19 protein-coding genes are annotated in these 18,035 nt (G+C 62.7%); 10 read left to right on the forward strand and 9 right to left on the reverse strand.

Going from position 1 to position 18,035, the window contains the following annotated elements; translation table 11 throughout:
- Positions 1-358 precede the first annotated feature (358 nt).
- The 3 genes from codB to codA are packed head-to-tail and all read left to right on the forward strand — an operon-like array spanning position 359 to position 4,106.
- Positions 359-1,639 (forward strand): cytosine permease, encoded by a 1,281-nt coding sequence (gene codB / locus CH92_RS20905; RefSeq protein ID WP_025243710.1) that lies wholly within the window; start codon positions 359-361, stop codon positions 1,637-1,639.
- On the forward strand, positions 1,636-2,874 hold the full coding sequence (locus tag CH92_RS20910; protein ID WP_025243711.1) for a PucR family transcriptional regulator: 1,239 nt from the start codon (positions 1,636-1,638) through the stop codon (positions 2,872-2,874). The genes codB and CH92_RS20910 overlap by 4 nt, the downstream gene beginning before the upstream one ends.
- Positions 2,871-4,106 (forward strand): cytosine deaminase, encoded by a 1,236-nt coding sequence (codA, locus tag CH92_RS20915; RefSeq protein WP_025243712.1) that lies wholly within the window; start codon positions 2,871-2,873, stop codon positions 4,104-4,106. Before CH92_RS20910 ends, codA begins: the two co-directional genes overlap by 4 nt.
- Before the next feature lie 259 nt (positions 4,107-4,365).
- On the opposite strand, the gene CH92_RS20920 is transcribed toward codA, so the two are convergent.
- From CH92_RS20920 to rutR, 8 genes are all read right to left on the reverse strand, one after another.
- Entirely contained in the window at positions 4,366-5,292 is a 927-nt protein-coding gene (locus CH92_RS20920; protein WP_025243713.1) for an ABC transporter permease, read from the reverse strand.
- Positions 5,292-6,428, reverse strand: coding sequence for an ABC transporter permease (locus CH92_RS20925; RefSeq protein WP_025243714.1), 1,137 nt, complete (start codon positions 6,426-6,428; stop codon positions 5,292-5,294). Before CH92_RS20925 ends, CH92_RS20920 begins: the two co-directional genes overlap by 1 nt.
- Entirely contained in the window at positions 6,421-7,998 is a 1,578-nt protein-coding gene (locus CH92_RS20930) for an ABC transporter ATP-binding protein (protein WP_025243715.1), read from the reverse strand. The genes CH92_RS20925 and CH92_RS20930 overlap by 8 nt, the downstream gene beginning before the upstream one ends.
- On the reverse strand, positions 7,995-9,095 hold the full coding sequence (locus CH92_RS20935; protein ID WP_025243716.1) for a BMP family ABC transporter substrate-binding protein: 1,101 nt from the start codon (positions 9,093-9,095) through the stop codon (positions 7,995-7,997). Before CH92_RS20935 ends, CH92_RS20930 begins: the two co-directional genes overlap by 4 nt.
- Positions 9,096-9,120: 25 nt before the next feature.
- Positions 9,121-9,507, reverse strand: a complete 387-nt coding sequence (locus CH92_RS20940; RefSeq protein ID WP_025243717.1) for a VOC family protein — start codon at positions 9,505-9,507, stop codon at positions 9,121-9,123.
- Positions 9,504-10,514, reverse strand: a complete 1,011-nt coding sequence (locus tag CH92_RS20945) for an isopenicillin N synthase family dioxygenase (RefSeq protein WP_025243718.1) — start codon at positions 10,512-10,514, stop codon at positions 9,504-9,506. Before CH92_RS20945 ends, CH92_RS20940 begins: the two co-directional genes overlap by 4 nt.
- Before the next feature lie 318 nt (positions 10,515-10,832).
- Positions 10,833-11,489 (reverse strand): cysteine hydrolase family protein, encoded by a 657-nt coding sequence (locus CH92_RS20950; RefSeq protein ID WP_025243719.1) that lies wholly within the window; start codon positions 11,487-11,489, stop codon positions 10,833-10,835.
- A gap of 33 nt (positions 11,490-11,522) precedes the next feature.
- Positions 11,523-12,233 (reverse strand): HTH-type transcriptional regulator RutR, encoded by a 711-nt coding sequence (gene rutR, locus CH92_RS20955; RefSeq protein WP_025243720.1) that lies wholly within the window; start codon positions 12,231-12,233, stop codon positions 11,523-11,525.
- A 292-nt stretch (positions 12,234-12,525) separates the two neighbouring features.
- On the opposite strand from rutR, the gene rutA reads away from it, so the two are divergent.
- The 7 genes from rutA to CH92_RS20990 all read left to right on the forward strand — a co-directional run bounded on the left by rutA (position 12,526) and on the right by CH92_RS20990 (position 17,450).
- Positions 12,526-13,614: a pyrimidine utilization protein A gene (gene rutA / locus CH92_RS20960; protein ID WP_025243721.1), complete on the forward strand. Its 1,089-nt coding sequence runs from the start codon at positions 12,526-12,528 to the stop codon at positions 13,612-13,614.
- Positions 13,614-14,360, forward strand: coding sequence for a pyrimidine utilization protein B (rutB, locus tag CH92_RS20965; protein ID WP_025243722.1), 747 nt, complete (start codon positions 13,614-13,616; stop codon positions 14,358-14,360). The genes rutA and rutB overlap by 1 nt, the downstream gene beginning before the upstream one ends.
- Positions 14,361-14,421: 61 nt before the next feature.
- On the forward strand, positions 14,422-14,808 hold the full coding sequence (gene rutC, locus CH92_RS20970; protein ID WP_025243723.1) for a pyrimidine utilization protein C: 387 nt from the start codon (positions 14,422-14,424) through the stop codon (positions 14,806-14,808).
- A gap of 125 nt (positions 14,809-14,933) precedes the next feature.
- A complete protein-coding gene (gene rutD / locus CH92_RS20975) occupies positions 14,934-15,731 on the forward strand; it encodes a pyrimidine utilization protein D (protein ID WP_025243724.1) in 798 nt (265 codons plus the stop codon).
- Positions 15,732-15,743: 12 nt separating this feature from the next.
- On the forward strand, positions 15,744-16,334 hold the full coding sequence (locus CH92_RS20980; protein ID WP_025243725.1) for a malonic semialdehyde reductase: 591 nt from the start codon (positions 15,744-15,746) through the stop codon (positions 16,332-16,334).
- A 13-nt stretch (positions 16,335-16,347) separates the two neighbouring features.
- The gene (rutF, locus tag CH92_RS20985) at positions 16,348-16,875 is read left to right on the forward strand and encodes an NADH-dependent FMN reductase RutF (protein WP_025243726.1); all 528 of its coding nucleotides are present in this window, start codon (positions 16,348-16,350) and stop codon (positions 16,873-16,875) included.
- A 206-nt stretch (positions 16,876-17,081) separates the two neighbouring features.
- Complete coding sequence (locus tag CH92_RS20990) at positions 17,082-17,450, forward strand: PH domain-containing protein (RefSeq protein ID WP_025243727.1); 369 nt, start codon at positions 17,082-17,084, stop codon at positions 17,448-17,450.
- A gap of 33 nt (positions 17,451-17,483) precedes the next feature.
- Here CH92_RS20990 and CH92_RS20995 read toward each other — a convergent pair whose 3' ends face one another.
- Positions 17,484-17,900: a VOC family protein gene (locus CH92_RS20995; RefSeq protein WP_025243728.1), complete on the reverse strand. Its 417-nt coding sequence runs from the start codon at positions 17,898-17,900 to the stop codon at positions 17,484-17,486.
- Positions 17,901-18,035: the final 135 nt, after the last annotated feature.

Here is an 18,035-nt window from a genome sequence, read left to right on the forward strand (position 1 = left end):
TGCCCTGCGAGGTTCCCTTCGCTTCGCTTCAACAAGAGATTTGTAACTGCCTTCCGATACTTCATGGAAGGAGCCAACCGCGTTCAGTCATCGCTATACCGTTGACCGCAAGCCAGTCGTAGAGGGGCCATGCCTATCTGGCCGGGCAAAAGCGGTGCAGCGATCCATTGCCTTGCACCAAGGCGATCCCCGCCTTCGTCGCTTCTTACAATAAAAAAGGCGATTTATGGCAAAAAGCGAAACTCCAGCTGTGCAACCTGCACAACGATCATTGAATATCCCCCTGACCATTCGCTGATCCCGAAGTGGCACGACCGCTGCTAGAGGCATGACTTCACCCACCTGTGGAGTTAAGGACATGTCTCAAGCTCACCAAGACGATGACTTCCCCTTGAGCGAAGTGCCGGCCACGGCCCGCAAAGGATTGTTTTCCACCTCGATCATGCTGTTCGGTTTTACGTTCTTCACGGCAACCATGTTTGCCGGCGGCCGCATCGGCATGGCCTTCGACTTCACCACGTTGCTCTGGGCTGCGGTTATCGGCAACCTGTTGTTGGGCCTATATGCCGCGGTGCTCAGCCTTATCGCATGTCGCAGCGGGCTCAACTCGGTGCTGATGGGGCGCATCTGCTTTGGCGAGGTGGGCAGCAAGCTTTCCGATGTGATCCTCGGCTTCACCCAGGTCGGCTGGTACGCCTGGGGCACAGCGACCATCGCACTCGTACTGGTCAAGATTCTCGAATTACCTGAAAGCCTGACGATCCCGCTGATGGTGCTGTTCGGCTTCGGCTTCTGCATCACCGCTTTTGTCGGTTACAAGGGTCTCGATCTGCTGTCGCGCTTCGCGGTACCGGCCATGCTGGCACTGCTGATCTGCTCGCTGTGGATCGCAACTCGCGACGTGGGCGGCCTGGACGCACTGATGGCCATCGAGCCCAGCGAAAGCATGAGCCTGAGCATGGCCATCACCATGGTCTTCGGTACGTTCGTCAGCGGTGCGACACAAGCCACCAACTGGACGCGCTTCGCGCGCAGCGGGCGGGTTGCCGTGTTGGCGAGCCTCATCGGGTTTTTTATCGGTAACGGGTTGATGATCATTGCCGGTGCCTATGGCGCGATCGTCTATCAGCAGCCGGACGTGGTTGAAGTACTGGTCCTGCAGGGCCTTTCCATGGCCGCCGTGGTGATGCTGTTTCTCAACCTGTGGACCACCCAGGACAACACCATCTACAACTTCGCCGCCGCCGGCTGCAACCTGCTGCGCACCGGCCGCCGCCGATTGGTCACCATTGGCGGCGCCGCAATTGGCACGCTGCTGGCGATCGGCGGCATGTCCGACATGCTGGTTCCCTTTCTGATCCTGCTCGGCTCGATCATTCCTCCGATCGGCGGCGTGATCATGGCGGACTACTTCTACGCCCATCGCGGCCGCTATCCGCTACTGGCCGATGCGCAACTGCCCGCCTTCAACTGGGTTGGTCTCGCGGCCTACTTCATCGGTGCCCTCTGCGCCTACCTGTCGCCTTGGGTCGCCCCCATCGTCGGGATTCTGGTGGGCGCACTGGCTTACGTTGCGCTGTTTGAACTGCAGCGTTCGCGGCTTGGCCGAAAAGTGGAACTGGCGCAACCGCGACCATGAGCCTCACGGTATCAACAGTCCTCGCACTTCCAGGCCTGGAGAGCTTGCGCCTGCGTGCGGGCGCAGCAGGTCTGGACAACCCGGTGCGCTGGACCTACGTAGCCGAGAACGAGGGCATTGCCGATTGGGTAACCGGTGGCGAGCTGATCTTCGTCACCGGAATCAACCATCCACGTGACGAGGCCAATCTGCTGCGCTTGCTGTATGAGGCGCAGGAGCGGGTCGCCGCTGGCGTGGTGATACTGACCGGCGAGGAGTTCATCCACTGCATCCCCGAGCCTGTGCTTACCGAGGCCGACCGGCTCGGCGTCCCGCTGCTCGAGCAGCCCTACCAGCTGAAGATGGTGGTGGTCAGCCAGTCAATTGGCACGGCTCTGGTTCAGGAGCAGATGCTCGGACGCTCCCGCGAACATGTCCTGCAGCAGATACTCGAGGGCGACTACCAGTCACTCGACGGGCTGTTGAGACGAGCCGATAGCCTTCAATTAGGCCTGGCCGCGCCGCGCCAGATTGCGCTGCTGAAGCTGCAGGACAGCGAACGCCTCTTCACAACAGAGCCGGCGTACGATGCCGAACGACGCCTGCAGGCGTCTCGACAACTGCTACAACGCAGGCTGGAGCAGATCCTCAACGAACTCGGCGATCCGCTGCCCCTGGTTTGCCAAGGCGAACACTGGATCGCCCTGCTGCCAAACCGGGCGCTCCATCAGCCCAGCAACCATCAGGTACTGGCGACAGCGCTGGATGAATTCAACTCCACGCTGGCGCCCTTGCGCCTGTTCGCCGGCATGAGCGCCAGCGGCCACGGCCCGGCGCAACTTGCCACCGGCCTGGGGGAAGCCCGCCAGGCACTGCTCGTCGCGCAATCGTTTCCCGAGCGCCTGGGCCTGTGCTGTTTCAGCGACCTCGGTGTGCTGGAGCTGCTCGGTGCCATTCGCGACCGTAGCTTGCTTGACCGTTTCGTCGACAAGGTGCTCGGGGCATTGATCGGCGACGACTCGCGGCACGAACCCGTGCTGATGCCAACGCTGGAAGCCTGGTTCTACGAGAACGGCAACCTGGCGCTCGCCGCCCAGCGGCTGTCCGTACACCGCAACACACTCAGCTATCGCATGCAGCGCATCGAAGCGCTGACCGGCTGTTCATTCAACGACCCGCACGACCGACTGAACGTGGCCGTCGCCCTGATGATCTGGCGACTGTCTTCGCCCCAACCAAACAGGAGTACCGCATGAACATCATCAACGCCCGTCTGCGTGGCAAGGAAGGGCTCTATCGCGTCGAGCTCGACGGCGAGCGCATCGCGGCGATCGCCCCTCAACCGAGCCCTGCCAATTCAGCCGGCGGCGACTTGGATGCTGGCGGCAATCTGGTCACCGCGCCTTTCATCGAGCCGCACATTCATCTCGACGCCACCCTTACCGCCGGCGAGCCGAACTGGAACATGAGCGGCACCCTGTTCGAGGGCATCGAGCGCTGGGCCGAGCGCAAGGCCACGGTCACCCATGAGGACACCAAGACGCGGGCCAAGAAAACCATCGACATGCTCGTCGAGCACGGCATCCAGCATGTGCGCACCCACGTCGATGTGACCGATCCGAGTCTCTCGGCGCTCAAAGCAATGGTCGAGGTGCGTGACGAAACCCGTCACCTGATCGACCTGCAGATCGTCGCTTTTCCCCAGGAGGGCATCGAATCCTTCGCTGGCGGTCGTGCACTGATGGAGGAAGCCATTGCCATCGGCGCCGACGTGGTCGGTGGGATTCCACATTTCGAAAACACCCGTGAGCAGGGTGTCAGCTCGATCAAATTTCTGATGGATCTCGCCGAGCGCAAGGACCTTCTGGCGGATGTGCATTGCGACGAGACGGACGACCCACAGTCGCGCTTTCTCGAAGTGCTTGCCGAAGAAGCCCGCATACGCGGGATGGGCGCGCGCGTGACCGCCAGCCATACCACGGCCATGGGTTCATACGACAACGCCTATTGCTCCAAGCTATTCCGGCTGCTGAAGCAGTCGGACATCAACTTCATTTCCTGCCCTACCGAAAGCATCCACCTGCAAGGGCGCTTCGACAGCTACCCCAAGCGACGTGGGCTGACGCGCGTGGCGGAGATCGACCGCGCCGGGATGAATATCTGCTTCGCCCAGGATTCGATCGTCGACCCCTGGTACCCATTGGGCAACGGCAACATCATGCGCATCCTCGAAGCCGGCTTACACATCTGCCATATGCTCGGCTATGAGGACCTGCAACGCGGCCTCGATCTGATTACCGACAACAGCGCTCGCACCCTGAATCTGGGCGAAGGCTACGGCATCGAAGCCGGCCGGCCGGCGAATCTGCTGATTCTTTCGGCACCGAACGACTACGAAATGATCCGCACGCAAGGCCACGCGCTGGCCTCGATCCGCAACGGAAAGTTGCTGATGCAGCGCACGCCGGCGCGCGTCGAGCGGTGTTGACGTCTCGCCAGAGGCTGCGCTGCCGGACGCTCTAGCGACGTGAGCTGAATCCTCAAGTTTCCCGGTGACGTTCGCAGGCACTGGGAAGCCACGTCACCGAGTGCCTGAGAGCGCTTTACGCTGCGATGCCTTTGGGCGAACAAGTTCGCCCCTACAAGTTGGGGCATTTGCATCGTTGGGGCAGCGCTTCACGCGACTCAGCCATTCAGATAAGCAGCGCCGTGCACGGGAAGCGTCGGCCCTGATTCATCCGTTCTGCTCAGCGCCGCTCCTCTCGAATGAAGGGAATGCCGAGCGCCCCTGGCTGATTGCCGGCAACGTTCTTGCCGCTGGCGACCCAGATCATCACGGCAAGCGTCACCGCGTAGGGGGTCATCAGCACGAAGTACTGCGGAAGGCGCACGCCAGCGGCGGCCAGTTGCGGGATCAGCGCTTCGATGCAGCCGAACAGCAGCGCACCGGCCAATGCCTTCCACGGCGACCAACGCGCGAAGATCACCAGCGCCACGGCGATCCAGCCGCGCCCGCCAGTCATGTCGGCGATCCACAGCTTGGTGCTGAGCACCGAGATATAGCCGCCCGCCAAGCCGATCAGCGCCGAGCCGGCGAGAATCGCCGCCAGCCGATAGCCGAGCACCGAAATCCCTGCCGCATCCGCGGCCTGCGGGTTTTCGCCAACGGCGCGCATCCGCAGGCCCGTGGTGGTCCGCGTGAGAAAGGCGACCACGGCGAGCACGATCAGCGGCGTCATGAATACCAGCGGGTTCTGCACGAAGATCTTGCCCAGCAGCGGCAGCTCCGACAGCGGCCAGAGCTCGATGGCGCCCAGCCCCTTCACCGGCTTGTTGGTCCAGTCCAGCAGCGTGCCGAGCAAGCCGGTCAGCCCCTGGCAGAAGAACACCAGCGCCAACCCTGCGATCACCTGATTGATGCGCAACACCAGCACCATCAGCGCGAACAGCAGCGACACCATCGCCGCCGCGCCCATGGCCAGCATCAGCGAGATCCCTGGCATGCCATAGGCCAGCTGCGCACCGATCCCGGCCAGCGCGCCGACCAGCATCAGCCCTTCTGCGCCCAAAGCCAGCACCCCGGCACGTTCGGTGAGGATCAGCCCCAGCGCCGCCAGGGCGAAAGGCACGGCGAAGTCCGGCGTATTGCCGAGCCAGTTGGCGATCATGTCCATCAGCTTTCGCCTCCCTGAATGCGGCGGATACGGTGGCGGATAAAGAAATCCGACGAGGCGACGCAGATCACCAGAATTGCCTGGATCAACTGCACCATGGAAAAGGGGATCTGGTAGAAGACCTGCAGGCTGCGCCCGGCAACGAAGAGCATCGCCATCAGGAGCGCCACCACCAGCGCCGCCACCGGGTTGTTGCGCGCAAGAAAAGCGATAAGGATCCCGGAAAAGCCGTAGCCCTGATAGAACGACTGAGTCAACCGGCCCTCCTGCCCCGCCGTGACCAGAAAGCCGGCAATCCCGGCCATGGCGCCGGAAATCAGCACCGTGCCGATGATCATCTTCTCCACCGGCACGCCCACCGCGCCGGCCACCCGCGGGTTGGCGTCGACGAAGCGCAGGTACAGCCCGGCGCGGGAAATACTGAGAAACCACAGCGCCAGCAGCGCGACAACCACCGCCAGCGGCACCGCCGCGCTGATGCCATCGAACAGTTCGGGCAGGCGCTCGAATGGCTGGAATTGCGTCGAATAGGGAAACGAACTCTTCGGGTCCTTCCAGCTGCCGTAGAGCAGGTGCAGGAGGAAGTTGAGGGCCAGGTAATTGAGCATCAGCGTCGAGATGATCTCGTTGACCTTCAGCCGCAGCTTGAGCAGCACCGGCGCCAGCGCCCAGAGCAAACCGCAGAAAATTGCCGCTGCCAGCATCAACGGCAGACGCAGCACGGGCGGGCCGACCTCGAACAACGAGATCGCCGTGGCGCCGATGGCGCCCCAGATCATCTGGCCTTCGAGGCCGAGGTTCCAGAATTTGGCGCGAAACGCCATGCAGCCGGCCAGGCCGACCAGGATCATCGGCGAGGCCTGGAATAGCACGGCGGTGAGACTCTGCGCATCGAACACCGTCATGATGACGAATTCGTTGAGCAGCTCGCCGGCCGGTACCCCGGCGGCGATCAGAATCGCGGCGGAGATGCCCAGCCCCAGCAACAAGGCGAGGCCGATGATCACCGCCTGCCAGTGCCAAGCCAGTTGCTGGCGGACCTCCAAGGCGTAACGCCGCGACAGTAGCGGCTGTTTCGGGCGCTTAGCCACCGGCGCAGTCTGCTCCAGCATCACGGGGCGTACCTGTTCATTCATGGCTCACCTCTTCTCGATTGAGCTCTCCGTGACTGAGCTCGCCATGGCTCACCATGGCCTTGCCGATGGCCTGGCGGTCCGCGGGACGGTCGAACTCGGCGACGATGCGCCCGGCGTTCATCACGCCGATGCGGTCGGCCAGAGCCAGCACTTCATCGAGGTCTTCACTGATCACAAGCACGGCCGCGCCGGTATCGCGCGCGGCGCGCAGGCGGGCATGCACGGCGGCAGTGGCGCGCACGTCGAGCCCACGGCTGGGGCTGTGCACCAGCACAAGCCGCGGGTCGCGGGAGAATTCGCGGGCGATCACCAGCTTCTGTGCATTGCCGCCGGAGAGCAGCGCGGCCTTCTGTTTCAGCGAGCGCACACCCTGCACGTCGAAGCCAGACACCGCCTCGGCGGCCTCGGCCTCCAGGCGCTTGCGCCGCAGCTTGAAGAACGAGCCGTAGCGCCCGCTGTGGATCTGCCCAACGCCGAAGTTCTCGGCCACCGAAAGCTCACCCGCCAACGCCGTGCCGTAGCGGTCGGCCGGGATCGCAGCGATGCGCAGCTCGCGTCGCTGCTCTGGACTGGCACCGTGAAGATCGCCGAAGCCTGCCAGTTCCAGCGTGCCTTCACAGGGTTCGGGCAGGCCCATCAGGACATTGGCCAGTTCGCTCTGGCCATTGCCGCCGACACCCGCGATGCCGTAGATCTCGCCGGCGCGCAGATTCAGCGTCACACCATTGAGCGCGCCGTGCCCGCCCACGCCTGACGAACGCAAATCACGCACCTGCAGCCGCACCTCGCCCGGTATCGCCGGCTGGTATTCACTGGCCGGCGCCGACTCGCCCACGGTCAGGCGTACCAACTCGGGCACCGAAACCGATTGCGGATCGAGGGTCTGGATCGTACGCCCGCCACGCATCACGGTGACGCGGTCGGCGAAGCGCTTTACATCGCTCATCTTGTGGGTCACCAGAATCACCGCAGCGCCCTGGCGGGCAAAGGCGCGCACCGTTTCCAGCAGGCGCTCGGCTTCCTGATCGGTGAGCACCGCCGTCGGCTCGTCGAGGATCAGGATCCGCGCGCCCGCCAGCAGTACCTTGAGAATTTCCACCCGCTGCTGCTCGGCCACGGAAAGCGACTCGGTGACTTTGCGCGGGTCGATGACAAAGCCCAGCTCGGCCGCCTTCTCGCTGATCTGCTGCTCCAACGCCGCCAGGCGCTGGCGATGGCTGCCCGAAAAGGCATGATTGCCGGGCCCTTCGGGCAACGCCAGCTGGATGTTCTCGGCAACGGTGAACGGCTTCACCAGCTTGAAGTGCTGGTGAACCATGCCGATGTGGTAGCGGCTCGCATCCCGCGGACCGCTGAGCCGTACCGCATTGTCATTGATCAGCAGCGATCCGCTTTCCGGTGCGTAGAGGCCGGCGGCGATGTTCATCAGCGACGACTTGCCTGCGCCGTTCTCACCGAGCAGCGCATGCACCTCGCCCCACTTGGCGGTGAAGTTCGCCTGGGTCAGGGCCATGAAGCCGTCGAACGACTTGCTGACCCCGGAAAGCTGAATCGCGTTGAGGTTGCTCATTGCTGGGTGATCACTCCCTTGACGAACCAGTCCATCTGCCACAACTCAGGGTCCGGCATGACCTCACCCGCGGCGATGCGCTCGGTGCCGTCACGGTCGACCATGGGGCCGGCGTAGATCTTCTTCTCGCCTTTGAGCAGCTCCTCGCGGGCGGCCATGATCTTGGCCTTGTCCGCTTCGGAAACGGCCGGGCCGCAGCAGGCCGCATCGGTACCGCCTTCGGCCATGGACAGCAGCGCGCCGTTCTCCGGCGGCGTCCAGTTGCCGGCGCTGATCTTCTTCAGCTCCGGAGCGAGGAATTTGTCCCAGACCCAGACCGATGAGCAGACGGTAGCGTCAGGGGCGAACTCACTCATGTTGCGGTGGTGGCCGGTGCCGTACACGCCGCGCTCTTGGGCGACGATCTGCGGCGTCGGGCTGTCGACGTGCTGGCCGAGTACATCGGCGCCAGCATCGATCAGCGCCATGGCAGCGGCGCGCTCCTTGACCGGATCGTTCCAGGCGCCGGTGTAGACCACGGTGACGGTGGCATCCGGGTTGATCTGCTGAGCACCGAGGGCAAAGGCGTTGACGGTCCAATTGACCTGGCCGAAGGGGTTGGCGGCGACGAAGCCGAGCTTGCCGGTCTTGGATGCCGCGCCAGCGGCCATGCCGCACAGGTACTGGCTTTCGTAGGTACGGCCGTAGAAGGACTCGAGATTGGCGCTGTTGGTTGTGCCTGAGCCGTTGAGGAAGGCTACATCCGGGTACTTGTCGGCCAGCTCCTTGAAGGTGTCCGAGTAACCGAAGGCGGTGCCGATGATCACGTTGGCGCCACGCTGGATCAGCCGATCCACCGCCGGGCGGATGGACGAGGCATTCTCTGGCACGCTTTCGACGTACTGGATCTTGGTATCCAGCTCGGTTTCGAGCTTCTGCCGCGCCTCATCAAAGGCCTGGGTCCAGCCGCCGTCATTGCGCGGGCTGATGTAGAGCATGGCGATCTTTGCCGGCTTATCGAGGGTAAGGCCTTCTTGCGCCGAAGCGACGCCCGCCGTGGCTGTCAGGCCTAAAGCCACTGCCGCACACAAGGTCCGTTTCATGAACTTATTCAGCATTTTTGATTTCCTGATGGTGGGATCGTCAAAGCATGTGGTTGATGCGAAACACGTTCTTTTCCGGATCCAGCAGCACGGCCTGATACCAGTGGTAATAGGTCTCGTAGGGCGCCTTGATCAGCGTCGCGCCCATCTCGCGGGCGATGGGCACCAGCCGATCAACCTCCTCTTTCGAATCGACATCGATGTTGAGCAGAAACTTGCAGCCGCGGGTCTCGGCGTATTCCTCAAGATGCAGCAGCTCGTAGGCCTCCAGCGCGTTGAAGCCAATACAGGATTTACCGGTATCCAGCCCGCGAAAGATCGGCGAGGCGATCTCCGGAATGTTCCGGAAGCCGAACAGCTCGCGGTAGAAGCCGCTCAGCGCTTCGATGTCGCGGGCGAAGACGTTGACGTAGGAGAGCGTGTTCATGCGACCTCCAGGCCTTTGCCGAAAGTGGTCTGCTTGACGAACTTGGAGAGCAGGTTGTCGCCGGAGGTGACCGGTGCGTGGCGCGGCGGATCGGATTCGCTGCAGCATCCTGGCAGGCACTCGATCAGCGCGTCGTAGTTGGGCTGATGGAAGAACACCAGCGACTGGCGCCCATTGTCGGCGGGACTGTCCTGAGGCGGGTTGACCACCCGATGCAGCGTGGAAATCCATTGATCGTTGGTCCACTGCATCATCAGGTCGCCGATGTTCACGGCGAACCCGTTCTCGACATAGGGCACGTCCACCCAATCGCCTTGCCGATTGCGTGCCTGCAGGCCGCCCAGGGCGTTGTCCGGCTTTACGATGGTCAGGCTGCCATAGTCGGTGTGGGCACCGGCACGCATCTGGCCAGGCTCCACCTCACCCTTCACGTCCGGGTAGCTGAGGCTGCGGAACATGCTGATGTGCTTGTCGATCTTGTCGTCGAAGAAGGTTTCCGGCAGCTCCAGCGCCAGGGCGAAGATCCGCATGAGCGACTGCGACAACTCGCTCATAGCCGCGAAGTAGTCGCGGTAGGCCTGCTCGAAACCTTCGACCCCGGTCGGCCAGACATTCGGCGCGAAATGCGGGCCGGCGGCCGCGCAGCAGTAGTAGTCCTCACCCGGCACATCGCTGGGGCCGATGGAGAAGGATTCCTTCAGATCGCCCGGCGCCGCCTCTTCAAGCGAATAAGACAGGCTCTCTTCGGCTACCGCGCTGTAGCCGCGCACCATTTCCGGGCTGGGTCGGTCGACCTTGCGTTTTTGCGGGAGCGGCAAGGCGAAGAATTCGCGCGTCAGCCGGGACACGCGCTGGATCAATTCAGTGGGAATCTGGTGGTTGGTGATCACCAGAAAACCGATATCGCGACAGGCCTGGTCGACGGCCTTGGCCACCTGGGCCTTGCCCTGCTCCGTGCCGGCGAAATACGGCGCCAGGTCGATGATGGGTACGTATTGCAGAGTCATGGTGGAGCCCTCCTTTGACGCAAGGCTGAAACCCGAGCGCGTCGCCAATGGCGCAAGCGCTTCTGATGAAGGCCGCAGCGGGCCAGTCGTCCCGACTGCATGCGGGCCGACAGCCGAGGAGAGAGCAGAAAGCGTGCCAGTAAGCACATTCGCTTATTAATCAGCTGCTTAGCTTTTTGAAGCATCGGAATCGGATCGGATGGTCCACTTCGGAGCACTTGGTTTGTGCGCCACGCATGGAGAGCGGCACAGGTTGGGGCGCGCCAACGATGCTCCCCTACCCGTGGGCCCCCGGCCAGCCCAACAAGCGCAGCGCACTTATGAGGTAGCGCCCTGACGAATGCCCGCGAGCCTGCCGATTACGTCTTCTGTCGTGGCGACTTCACCGAACTCATAGGCAAACGTAGTGAGTGCAACGCGTTGTACGTCCGTTGCGCTGACGGCGCCCCAGCCGAGGTCGGGATAATCCATCGCGGCGTTGGCGTCGCTCAGGGCGATGACCTTGTATTCGCGGTGCACGGCGTCGCGGATGGTGGTGTCGCAGCAGACATTGGTCACGGTGCCACAGACGACCAGGGTGTCGATGTCCCGCGCGCGCAGCACCGTGTCGAGGTCGGTGTTGTGGAAGCCGCTATAGAAAAGCTTGTCGACAATGACGTCTTCCGCGTCGGGTTCAAGCGCATCGATGATCTCGACGCCCGGATCATCGCGCGCGAGGATCTGATCGACGTTGGGGTACAGATCGCGCATCCGGCCCGTATCGCTGCCGTCGCCTCGCACCACATGGCGCAGGTAAATGACCGGCACCGCCGCGGCACGGGCGCACTCCAGCAGTGCAGCAATCGGTTGGATGATGCCGGTAGTGGCCGGCACATAAAGCGCGCCATTCGGTTCGCAAAATACCTTTTGCATGTCGACGACGATTACAGCGGTACGGCCGGGATTCAGCGGCCAGGAGATCAGCGGCTTGCTCATGGTTCGGGCTCCTTGGACGAAGCCCGATGCGCCTCAGCGCGGTCGAACTCCGTTGAGTATCAATGATTGCAGGCTCTGCAGCGCGTCTTCGAAAAACGTCGGGTCATCCAGCGTACGGCCGGCGACTGCTTCGATCTGCACACGAAAGTCCGCGTAGTGCTGGGTGGTAGCCCAGAGCGAAAAGATCAGGTGATGGGGTTCGACCGGTGCCAGCTTGCCGGCGTCGATCCAAGCCTGGATCACCGCAACCTTGTTCTCCACAAGGTCACGCAAAGGCTGTTCCAACTCGCCCAGCAGCAACGGCGCCCCTTGCATGATTTCCATGCAGAACAGGCGCGATTCGGCGGGATGGTCGCGGGAGAGCTCGAGTTTGACGCGCAGATAATCGTTGATCGCGTCGATCGGATCCTGCTCGACGGAAAACGCTTGCAACGGCCGTAGCCAGACGTCGAGCAACTGGCGCAGAACGTTGACGTAGAGCTCTTCCTTGCTGCCGAAGTAGTACAGCAGGTTGGTCTTGGAGACATCGGCCTGCGTCGCGACCTGATCGAGGCTGGTGCCGTGTAGACCGAAGCGGGAGAACAGCTCCAGTGCGGCTTGCAGAATCGCGGCGCGTTTGCTCTCGATCAGGCGTGTGCGGCGGCTGAGTGCGCTGGCGCTGGGCTCGCGTACGGCGCCCTTCGCCTTGACGGTCTTGCTGGCGGTCAGGCGCCGGCGCGGGGGTGTTGGGGTCTGGTCTGTCACGGCGTTACCGGTCGGGGTCAAACGGGAAGCTACTGTAGCGCGGGGCGAGGGCACCACGCACGAACGACGTCGGCCGACCGCCCCTCTGCGCATTTTTCGCACATCGGGCATGCAGCGCGCACAAACCAGGTGCTCCGTTTCAGACCAAATGGTCCACTCGTTTTTCTGATAACAGCCCAAGCGATTGAAAACAAAGTGAAACTGTTTTTGGCCTGCATCCTGCTAAAGCATCTTCGACCCTGCCCGCCACGTTCGGGTAGCGCTTTCAGCCACGGTTTACAGAGGTGCTCCCATGGATGTTGGTGTTTTCATTCCGATCGGCAACAACGGCTGGCTCATTTCCGAGAACGCGCCGCAGTACATGCCCTCGTTCGAACTGAACAAGGCCATCGTGCAAAAGGCCGAGGGCTATGGCTTCGACTTCGCGCTGTCGATGATCAAGCTACGCGGCTTCGGCGGTAAGACCGAATTCTGGGAGCACAACCTGGAATCCTTCACGCTGATGGCCGGCCTCGCCGCGGTGACCAGCAAGATCCAGCTGTTCGCCACCGCCGCCACCCTGACCCTGCCGCCGGCCATCGTCGCGCGCATGGCCTCGACCATCGATTCGATCTCCGGCGGCCGCTTCGGCGTGAATCTGGTGACTGGCTGGCAAAAGCCCGAGTACAGCCAGATGGGCATGTGGCCGGGCGATGAGTTCTTTGGCACCCGCTATCAGTATCTCGGCGAATACGCACAGGTGCTGCGCGACCTCTGGGAAACCGGACGCAGCGACTTCAAGGGCGAGCACTTCCAGATGGAAGACTGCCGCGTCAGCCCCAAGCCCCAGGCGGACATGAAGATCATCTGCGCCGGCTCCAGCGATGCCGGCATGGCCTTCTCGGCGCAGTACGCCGATTACAACTTCTGCTTCGGCAAGGGCGTGAACACCCCGACTGCCTTCGCGCCGGCCACCGATCGGTTGCTCAAGGCCACCGAGAAGACCGGCCGCAGCGTGACCTCCTGCGTGCTGTTCATGGTCATCACCGACGAGACCGACGAAGCCGCTCGCGCCAAGTGGGAACACTACAAGGCGGGCGCGGATCAGGAAGCCATTGCCTGGCTCGGTGAACAAGGCGCGGCGGACAAGACCTCCGGCGGCGACACCAACGTGCGTCAGATGGCCGACCCGACCTCGGCGGTGAATATCAACATGGGCACGCTGGTTGGCTCCTACGCCGATGTCGCGAAGATGCTCGACGAAATCGCCACAGTGCCTGGCATGCAGGGCGTGATGCTGACCTTCGATGACTTCCTCGAGGGCATCGAGGCTTTCGGCCAGAAGATCCAGCCGCTGATGCAGAGCCGCCGCCATATCGAGCCGCTGAAGGAGAGCGCCTGATGAATGCCATTGGATCGTTTTCCGGCTATGGCCTGGAGGCGCCGGACGAGGCGCTGAAATTGCCGGCGCGCCCCGAGCCGCTGGTAATGAAAGCGAGCGAAACCGCGCTGATCGTGGTGGATATGCAGAACGCCTATTCCACCAAGGGCGGCTACCTGGATCTGGCGGGCTTCGATGTGTCGAGCACCGGGCCGGTGATCGAGAAGATCCGCCAGGCGCTGGCCACCGCACGTGCTGCCGGCATTCAGGTGATCTTTCTGCAGAACGGCTGGGACAACGGGTACGTCGAGGCCGGCGGCCCGGGTTCGCCCAACTGGCACAAGTCCAACGCGCTGAAAACCATGCGCAAGCGCCCGGAGCTGGCCGGCACGCTGTTGGCCAAGGGCGGCTGGGACTACCAGTTGGTAGATGAACTCACGCCGCAGTCCGGCGACATCGTGGTGCCCAAGCCGCGCTACAGCGGCTTCTTCAACTCGCACCTGGACAGCACCCTGCGCGCCCGCGGCATCCGCAATCTGGTCTTCACCGGCATCGCCACCAATGTGTGCGTGGAATCGACCCTGCGTGACGGCTTCCACCTGGAGTATTTCGGCGTGGTGCTGGCCGACGCGACGCATCAGGCCGGGCCTGAATTCGCCCAGCAGGCCGCGCTGTACAACATCGAGACGTTCTTTGGCTGGGTCTCGAACGTAGAAGATTTCTGCAGCACCTTTGCTTCCGCCAAGGCCACTGCCGACGCGCTCTAGATCCGAACAACGCGCCGCCCCGCAGCGGCCGCATTCAATCGCCTTGCAAGAGATCACCGACATGCCCAAGCAATCCATCATCCCCGCCGGCTCCGGCAAACCACTCGCCCCTTACGTCCCCGGCTCCATGGCCGACGGCGTGGTCTACGTCTCGGGTACCTTGCCCTTCGACAAGGACAACAATGTCGTCCATGTCGGCGATGCCGCCGCACAGACCCGCCACGTGCTGGAAATCATCAAAGGCGTCGTCGAAGCCGCTGGCGGCAGCATGGACGACGTCACTTTCAACATGATCATGCTCACCGACTGGGCCAACTACGCAAAGGTCAACGAGGTGTACGCCGAGTATTTCCCCGGCGAGAAGCCCGCGCGCTACTGCATCCAGTGCGGTTTGGTAAAGCCCGATGCATTGATCGAGATCGCCAGCATCGCGCACGTCGGCAAGTGATATGCGCCCCGTAGGAGCGAGCTTGCTCGCGAACGCTTTCCAATGCTTTCCAATGCTTTCCAATGAGCGGCTTCGCAAGCAAGCCCGCTCCTACGCAAGTGCCAACACCTCGCGGAGGTACAAACATGCACTACGAAATCCACGGCCGCCTGGACGCCGACGCACCGACGCTGGTGCTCAGCTCCGGGCTCGGCGGCGCGGGTGCCTTCTGGACACCGCAATTGCCGCTCCTGTCGCAGGACTACCGCGTACTGGTCTATGACCAGCTGGGCACCAACAAGAGTCAGGCCTCGCTCCCGGAGGGTTACTCGATCGAATCCATGGCGCTCGAATTGCTGGATCTGCTCGACAGCCTGGACATCCGCCAGTGCCATTTCATCGGCCATGCGCTTGGCGGGCTGGTCGGGCTGCAAATGGCCCTGTTGCGCCCGCAACTGCTGCAGAGCCAGGTGCTGATCAATGCCTGGAGCAGCCCGAACCCGCACAGCGCCCGCTGCTTCGCAGTCCGGACGACCCTGCTGCGCGACAGCGGTCCGGCCGCCTATGTACAGGCGCAGTCCCTGTTTCTCTATCCCCCGGACTGGATCGCCGCCAACAGTGCGCGACTGGCCAAGGACGACGAGCATGCTCTGGCGCATTTCCCAGCCCCGATTACCTTGCTGCGCCGGATCGAAGCGCTGCTGGATTTCGATATCGAGGCCGAACTGGCAAGCATCCAGACGCCGACATTGCTGATCGCCAACCGCGACGACATGCTGGTCCCCTGGAACCGCTCGCAGCACATGGCAAACGTACTGCCCAATGCGCGCCTGGAACTGCTGGAATATGGCGGCCACGCCTCCAGCGTCAGCGACAGCGAACTTTTCAACCGAGTCCTGCTGGACTATCTGGCCGAGCGATGCGGTCAGGTCGCGGCAGCCTGAGGGATCCCGAACATGTCTACACCCATCAATTCTCACGCCCTCGCCACGCTGTTCGGCGAAGGCCGTACGCATAGCGCCTGGCTGGACAAACCGGTGCCGGACGCCCTGCTCGAACAACTCTATGCGCAGGTCAGCCTCGGCCCGACCGCCGTCAACAGCTGCCCGGGCCGCTTTGTCTTCTTGCGCACGCCCGAGGGCAAGGAAAAGCTCGCGCCCTGCTTGTCCAAAGGCAACCTGGAAAAGACCATGAGCGCGCCGGTTACGGTGATCGTCGCCTATGACGAAGGCTTTCCGGAAACCCTGCCGGAGTTGTTTCCCTTTGCCGACGCGCGTAGCTGGTACGCCGGCCAGCCGGCGCTAATTACCGAGAACGCCCTGCGCAACAGCTCGCTGCAGGCGGGCTACTTGATCCTCGCCGCCCGCGCGTTGGGGCTGGATACCGGGCCGATGTCAGGCTTCGATGCCAAGGCGCTGGACGAGGCCTTTTTCGCCGGTACGACCTGGAAATCCAACCTCCTGATCAACCTCGGCTACGGCGACGCCAGCAAACTGCGCGACCGCCTGCCACGCCTGCCCTTCGACCGGGCCTGCGTCCTCGCCTGATGGAGAACCGACCATGCAACTGGCTCAACTGGACTTCGCACCCGATATGACCCCGCCGGTGCTCAAGCAGGATTACCGCGACGCCATGGCGCGCCTGGCCGCCGCGGTCAACGTGATCACCACAGACGGCCCCAGCGGCCGCGCCGGCTTCACCGCGACCGCGGTATGCAGCGTGACCGATGACCCGCCGACTCTGCTGGTCTGCCTCAACCGCAGCGCCTCAGCCCACCCGGCCGTTATCGGCAACGGCATTCTGTGCATCAACACGCTGGCGAGCGATCAGGAGGCGCTGTCGAACCTTTTTGGCGGCAAGACGCCCATGGTGGAACGCTTCGCTGCGGCCAACTGGTCGACCTGGGCCACCGGAGCGCCGGTGCTCGACGATGCCGTGGCTTCCTTCGACTGTCGTATCAGCCAGATCAGCAGTGTCGGTACCCACGACATCCTCTACTGCGAGGTGTTTGCGCTGCGACGCCGTGACAGTGCCGACGGGCTGGTGTACTTCGATCGTCACTACCATGGGGTGAGCGCCGCGCTGTAAACCCTTGCCGGCATCTTGGCGATGGAGACGAGATTGCCAGCGCAGCTGGTTTATGACGCACTTGGCATCCGTCTTCAGGCTGAACGTGTGCTCGGTGGCTGACTTTCGCAGGGGGATCGCCGCGCCGCCTGCCATGCCTTGACGAGGCTGCGGAAAGTTGTGCTAGATGCCGCATGCTACGAGATCCCTATGACGAGGCGCGCAAAATGATCGACTTCACTAACAAGGGCTTCTTCAAGCTCAAGCAGAACGACGAATACGCCGAACGGGTGAAATCGCTTCTGCTGGACGGCGAAGAGGTGATCGATGCCTACAAGTCCATGCGCGACGGCGTCGTGTTCACCACCAAGCGCATCATTGCGGTGAACGTGCAGGGCCTTACCGGCAGCAAGAAGGATTTCACCTCGCTGCCTTACAAGAACATCGTCGCCTACTCGGTGGAAACGTCCGGGACCTTCGATCTGGACTCCGAGCTGGAAATCTACTTTTCCTCCCTGGGTCAGGTGAAGTTCGAGTTCACCGGCAAGACATCGCTCGTCGAGATATCCAAGCACATTTCCAAGCACCTTCTCTGAACCGGCCGAGCGCGGATATCGCTCCGCAATGCTTCAATCGGTGAACTGCGGATTCCACACCACTTCCCAAAGATGGCCGTCCGGGTCTTTGAAGTAGCCGGAATAGCCGCCCCAGAAAGTCGCATGCGCCGGTTTGACGATCATGGCGCCCGCCGCACCGGCCGTTGCCATGACGGCGTCGACTTCGGCCTTCGATGACACGTTGTGTCCCAGGGTCATTTCGGTGGAACTGGCCGGGCCGAGGGCCAGCCCAGTGTCATGGGCGATGCTGCTGCGCGGCCAAAGCGCCAGACGCAGGCCAGGCTGCAGTTGAATGAACGCAACAGCGCCGTGCTCGAATTCCTGCCCGATGATGCCTTCACTGGCGAAACCCAAGCCGTCTCGATAAAAGCGCAATGAGGTGTCGAGATCCTCGACGCCTAGGGTGAGGACTGTGATTCTTGGCTGCATGTCAGGCTCCGCTGTGCGTTTGGAATTGCAGCCAGAGTAGGACAGAACCGGTGAATGGGCCGCTCGCTCTCCGTCAGCAGCGGACAGGCCGAGCATGATCGCTGCTCAGCGAATCGCCTGGCGTCCTACAGCCAA

The sequence above is a fragment of the Stutzerimonas stutzeri genome, from assembly GCF_000590475.1.
In the GTDB taxonomy this organism is placed as follows: Bacteria; Pseudomonadota; Gammaproteobacteria; order Pseudomonadales; family Pseudomonadaceae; genus Stutzerimonas; species Stutzerimonas stutzeri_D.

What these genes read in the sequence shown, in the direction of transcription:
- rutA (WP_025243721.1), top strand. Translation starts at nt 12,526, where the DNA reads ATGGATGTTGGTGTTTTCATTCCGATCGGCAACAACGGCTGGCTCATT.
- CH92_RS20925 (WP_025243714.1), bottom strand. Translation starts at nt 6,428, where the DNA reads ATGAATGAACAGGTACGCCCCGTGATGCTGGAGCAGACTGCGCCGGTG.
- CH92_RS20935 (WP_025243716.1), bottom strand. Translation starts at nt 9,095, where the DNA reads ATGCTGAATAAGTTCATGAAACGGACCTTGTGTGCGGCAGTGGCTTTA.
- CH92_RS20990 (WP_025243727.1), top strand. Translation starts at nt 17,082, where the DNA reads ATGATCGACTTCACTAACAAGGGCTTCTTCAAGCTCAAGCAGAACGAC.
- CH92_RS20995 (WP_025243728.1), bottom strand. Translation starts at nt 17,900, where the DNA reads ATGCAGCCAAGAATCACAGTCCTCACCCTAGGCGTCGAGGATCTCGAC.
- rutD (WP_025243724.1), top strand. Translation starts at nt 14,934, where the DNA reads ATGCACTACGAAATCCACGGCCGCCTGGACGCCGACGCACCGACGCTG.
- CH92_RS20930 (WP_025243715.1), bottom strand. Translation starts at nt 7,998, where the DNA reads ATGAGCAACCTCAACGCGATTCAGCTTTCCGGGGTCAGCAAGTCGTTC.
- CH92_RS20910 (WP_025243711.1), top strand. Translation starts at nt 1,636, where the DNA reads ATGAGCCTCACGGTATCAACAGTCCTCGCACTTCCAGGCCTGGAGAGC.
- CH92_RS20945 (WP_025243718.1), bottom strand. Translation starts at nt 10,514, where the DNA reads ATGACTCTGCAATACGTACCCATCATCGACCTGGCGCCGTATTTCGCC.
- CH92_RS20920 (WP_025243713.1), bottom strand. Translation starts at nt 5,292, where the DNA reads ATGGACATGATCGCCAACTGGCTCGGCAATACGCCGGACTTCGCCGTG.
- codB (WP_025243710.1), top strand. Translation starts at nt 359, where the DNA reads ATGTCTCAAGCTCACCAAGACGATGACTTCCCCTTGAGCGAAGTGCCG.
- rutC (WP_025243723.1), top strand. Translation starts at nt 14,422, where the DNA reads ATGCCCAAGCAATCCATCATCCCCGCCGGCTCCGGCAAACCACTCGCC.
- CH92_RS20940 (WP_025243717.1), bottom strand. Translation starts at nt 9,507, where the DNA reads ATGAACACGCTCTCCTACGTCAACGTCTTCGCCCGCGACATCGAAGCG.
- codA (WP_025243712.1), top strand. Translation starts at nt 2,871, where the DNA reads ATGAACATCATCAACGCCCGTCTGCGTGGCAAGGAAGGGCTCTATCGC.
- rutF (WP_025243726.1), top strand. Translation starts at nt 16,348, where the DNA reads ATGCAACTGGCTCAACTGGACTTCGCACCCGATATGACCCCGCCGGTG.
- rutB (WP_025243722.1), top strand. Translation starts at nt 13,614, where the DNA reads ATGAATGCCATTGGATCGTTTTCCGGCTATGGCCTGGAGGCGCCGGAC.
- CH92_RS20950 (WP_025243719.1), bottom strand. Translation starts at nt 11,489, where the DNA reads ATGAGCAAGCCGCTGATCTCCTGGCCGCTGAATCCCGGCCGTACCGCT.
- CH92_RS20980 (WP_025243725.1), top strand. Translation starts at nt 15,744, where the DNA reads ATGTCTACACCCATCAATTCTCACGCCCTCGCCACGCTGTTCGGCGAA.